Raw genomic sequence first — 3352 nt, forward strand, 5'->3', positions numbered from 1 at the left:
CCTGTAGGCGTTGAAGTGGGGGTTTCTTGCCTTTTTCTTTCCGGGTGTTTCACGATACACCGGGTTTCCCGTGTATCTCGTGACCAAGCACGGAAACACAACAGAAAGAAATAGCAAGCAACATCATGCCAAAGCATGAAGGGTGGGAACTCACCATCTACTACTTCTCGCTTACGCGATCCGTAGATACTTGTGGTTCGTTATTTTCATCGGTCGGAATTCTCCATATAAGTGTTTTGTAAGAATATTGCATGCCGAATGGACATCCCGATGCTGAGAATAACCACAAGCACAAATAAAATTTCTAGAAGAAGGTTTTTTCTTCTTCCCGCAAACAGGACATGTTTGCGTGGTATACGATTCATCCACTTTTTCAAAAGTGATGCCTTTAGCTTCTAGTTTGTATTTCAAATAGTCGTAGAGTTTGCCAAAACACCAGTTCGATAATTTTTGGTTCACCAATTTGGATCGCTTTTTCTTTTTGTTGCGCTGGACGCCTTCGACATCGCCTATCATGAAATGTTTGACGTTTTGTTCCAAACACCAATCGACCAATTGTTTGGTCGTTTTATGCAAGCAGTCTTTTAATTGCGCTTCGCTTTTCGATAAAATATATTGCTTCGCGCGGTTATATTTTTTCCATTTACGCGAACCTTTTTTACATTTGGACATCTTTTTTTGCAGTTCTGCTATTTTTTTATTTCGAAGGCGATGAATGCTTCTTATTTTTCTACCGGTGATGATGATGCTGCTTCCGTTTTCGCTGACGGCACTAATGGCGTGAATTTCGCCAGGATCACCGGCAGCGATAGTTCCTTCTTTTTTAGTAGTTGGTTGTTCACCGTTTTCATAACTGAGGCAAAGCATGAGTTTCCAATGTTTCGCATCAAAAATGAGTTCGATTTCTTTGACAGTGCCGTTTGGAATTTGTTCTTTATCGATTTTCACTACAATAGGAGGTTGGTTTTTTCTTTCCCAGCGACCCATTTTCAGTTCAATGGTCCCATTTGGGTGAATGATAAATCCGTTATTTGCCCATTTCGTGTTGAAATATTTTTTCTGTTTGTACGGATATTTGTTATCTAGCCCTTTTTGTTTGGCTTTTTTGGCGCTGTCTCTGGCGTTCAAATATTTATGGCATACGGCTTGAATGCTTTGGCTATGGATCGGGTATTTGCCCTTCGTTTGTTTTTGAAGTTCGGTTTGGTTGATCCATTTTCCATTATTCTTTAATGCATAGTTTTTGGCAATGACTAAACAGTCATTCCAAATTTGAGCCGATATTCGGTTGCATTCGAATAATCGATCGATATCTTTTTTTGATGTTTGAAAAGGTATTTTGACCGTTCGATACATCCTTTCACCTCCTTACTTATAATATAAAATATGAATAATCGAAAATCTATATTCTTTTTTCACCTGAATCCGTGATGGTTGGAAATCAACTTTGATTTTGGTGTTAGTTCTATGGATATATGATCCATACATCCCTTTTTTTGATGATTCCCTGCACCACTTTCATGTTTGAAAACGAGATAAATCCTCTTTTATGGAGATACAAACCAAAAAAGAGACAAAAAAGTACAGGGGGGAGTGATGGATATGAGTACCCGAACATCTGTTTGTTATCTTGCCTCTTTCCATTTTTGATACACATTCAGTAGGAGTATACTGTACCCACTCCTTCGCGTCAGTTTCATCCAGATCTGTCGTGATCGGCGGACGAGTCGACCTGCCATCGTGATCACCGTCTGAATAATCGTCTTGATGCGACGGCGTTTCACTTTGTGGTGCAACGGATGTCTCGGATCGCTTAATAGATCTTGTCCAATCAGACGAAGAAGATTGTAAACGAAGGCTCCCATGACCAACACGAGCGCATTCGTTTTCATCTTCCCAGATGGAAGCCGCTCTAAATCTAAGTCGCTCTTCAGTTCGCTATGAAACTGTTCGCATGTCGCATGGTCATGATACAACGCGAGCACATCGCTCATTCGAACATGCTCGTATCCTTTGAGCCGCACCCAATAGCTTTCCACTTCATAATCAGGAACGAGCATCAGCTGTCCATTGCGTTCCATCGTCCGTTCCGTCACTTGGGTGACTTGAACGTACGTATACGTGTTTCCATCGATCGCTGCCTTCTGTGGAAGGCATAGCTCATAGGTTTGTACTCCTTCGCTTTGTCCATCATCGACGCGTCTGCCCTTTTGCGAAGCGATCTGGAACCAAAGCGCTTTCGATTCTCGGCGTAAGTTTCGCTTGATGACAAAGTCCACGTCTTCCTTTAGGCATACGTGCACATTCGCTTCTGCATCGTTTCCTGCATCCATGCGAACAAGCAGACGAGATGAAGTCAGTTGACGAGCTCGACGGATAGCGGTGACTAAAAACGAGGGCATGTTGTCTTGCACATGTTGTTTCCCTGGACGCAACTCGGCATGAACGAGATACCCTTCCTTCCCTGCATACGCAAACAACGGTGTAAAACCGTCAAATCCTTTATACGTTCGACTGACTCCTTCTTTTTTCGTATCGGAGTTGTCAAATGGGGAACCATCTATATCAAGGGGAAGCCATGTCGTCTTTCCTTTGGTCCAACAAGGGGACAAAGTGGCATGTCGTTGAATCAACAGACGTATGGACTCCTCCCAAAGAATCGTTTCGGTCATCGGAAGACAAGCGAGCTGATCGAGTCGTTGTCGCAAGGTTGGAGAGGAAGGCACGTGCTGAATCCCCATCGATGCCGAAAAGATATCGTCCTGACGATACGCTTCGATATGATCGAAATCCGTTTTTCCTGTGGCAAGCAAGCCAATCATCGAGCGAATGACATCGCTATGGGAAATGTGCACTTCTCGACGAACCGTTGGAAGCCGAAGTGCGTTTACCCGTTTATCCAGTTTCGTTCGATGGAGTAAGTAGCCAACGAGAGCAAGCCCAGCACTTGGGGTAATCGCTTCATCTGTCAATACAAACCGAATCGGGAAATCTTTCATCATATCACCTACTTGATGAAGAATCGTCAACGTCGTTTTCCCTTATCGTATCAACGGTTTGCGACCATTGTAAAGATGTTTTGTCACGGATTCAGGTTTTCATTGATTCTCCCATTTTTTTACTTTTTTTGATCAAAAGTAAAAAAAGGACGCCGCGTATCCCCCCGCCTACGCTTCGCTTAGAGGCGGGGGACTTGCGGCGTATGGGTTGTTAAATGGCATTTTGCGCATGTACGGCCGGCGGTGACCGATGGGAAGAAAGGAGCATTCCCGTTAGGAGCTTTTCCGGGGACTTGATCAAAAAAAGCCCTCTTGGTATGATGCAGGGGTGTCAAACAATACCTACCATCATG

2 protein-coding genes are annotated in these 3352 nt (G+C 43.6%); both read right to left on the reverse strand.

Annotated elements, in window-relative coordinates; translation table 11 throughout:
* Positions 1 to 171: 171 nt before the first annotated feature.
* A complete protein-coding gene (locus tag CV945_RS16485; RefSeq protein ID WP_033017188.1) occupies positions 172 to 1356 on the reverse strand; it encodes an RNA-guided endonuclease InsQ/TnpB family protein in 1185 nt (394 codons plus the stop codon).
* Positions 1357 to 1625: 269 nt separating this feature from the next.
* Entirely contained in the window at positions 1626 to 2999 is a 1374-nt protein-coding gene (locus CV945_RS16495; RefSeq protein ID WP_012748994.1) for an IS1380-like element ISGsp2 family transposase, read from the reverse strand.
* Positions 3000 to 3352 lie beyond the last annotated feature (353 nt).

It is taken from the genome of Geobacillus sp. Manikaran-105 (assembly GCF_002809955.1).
Taxonomy (GTDB): domain Bacteria; phylum Bacillota; class Bacilli; order Bacillales; family Anoxybacillaceae; genus Geobacillus; species Geobacillus thermophilus.

Excerpts from the sequence above, each read along its gene's own strand:
- CV945_RS16495 (WP_012748994.1), bottom strand. The coding sequence starts at position 2,999 with ATGAAAGATTTCCCGATTCGGTTTGTATTGACAGATGAAGCGATTACC.
- CV945_RS16485 (WP_033017188.1), bottom strand. The coding sequence starts at position 1,356 with ATGTATCGAACGGTCAAAATACCTTTTCAAACATCAAAAAAAGATATC.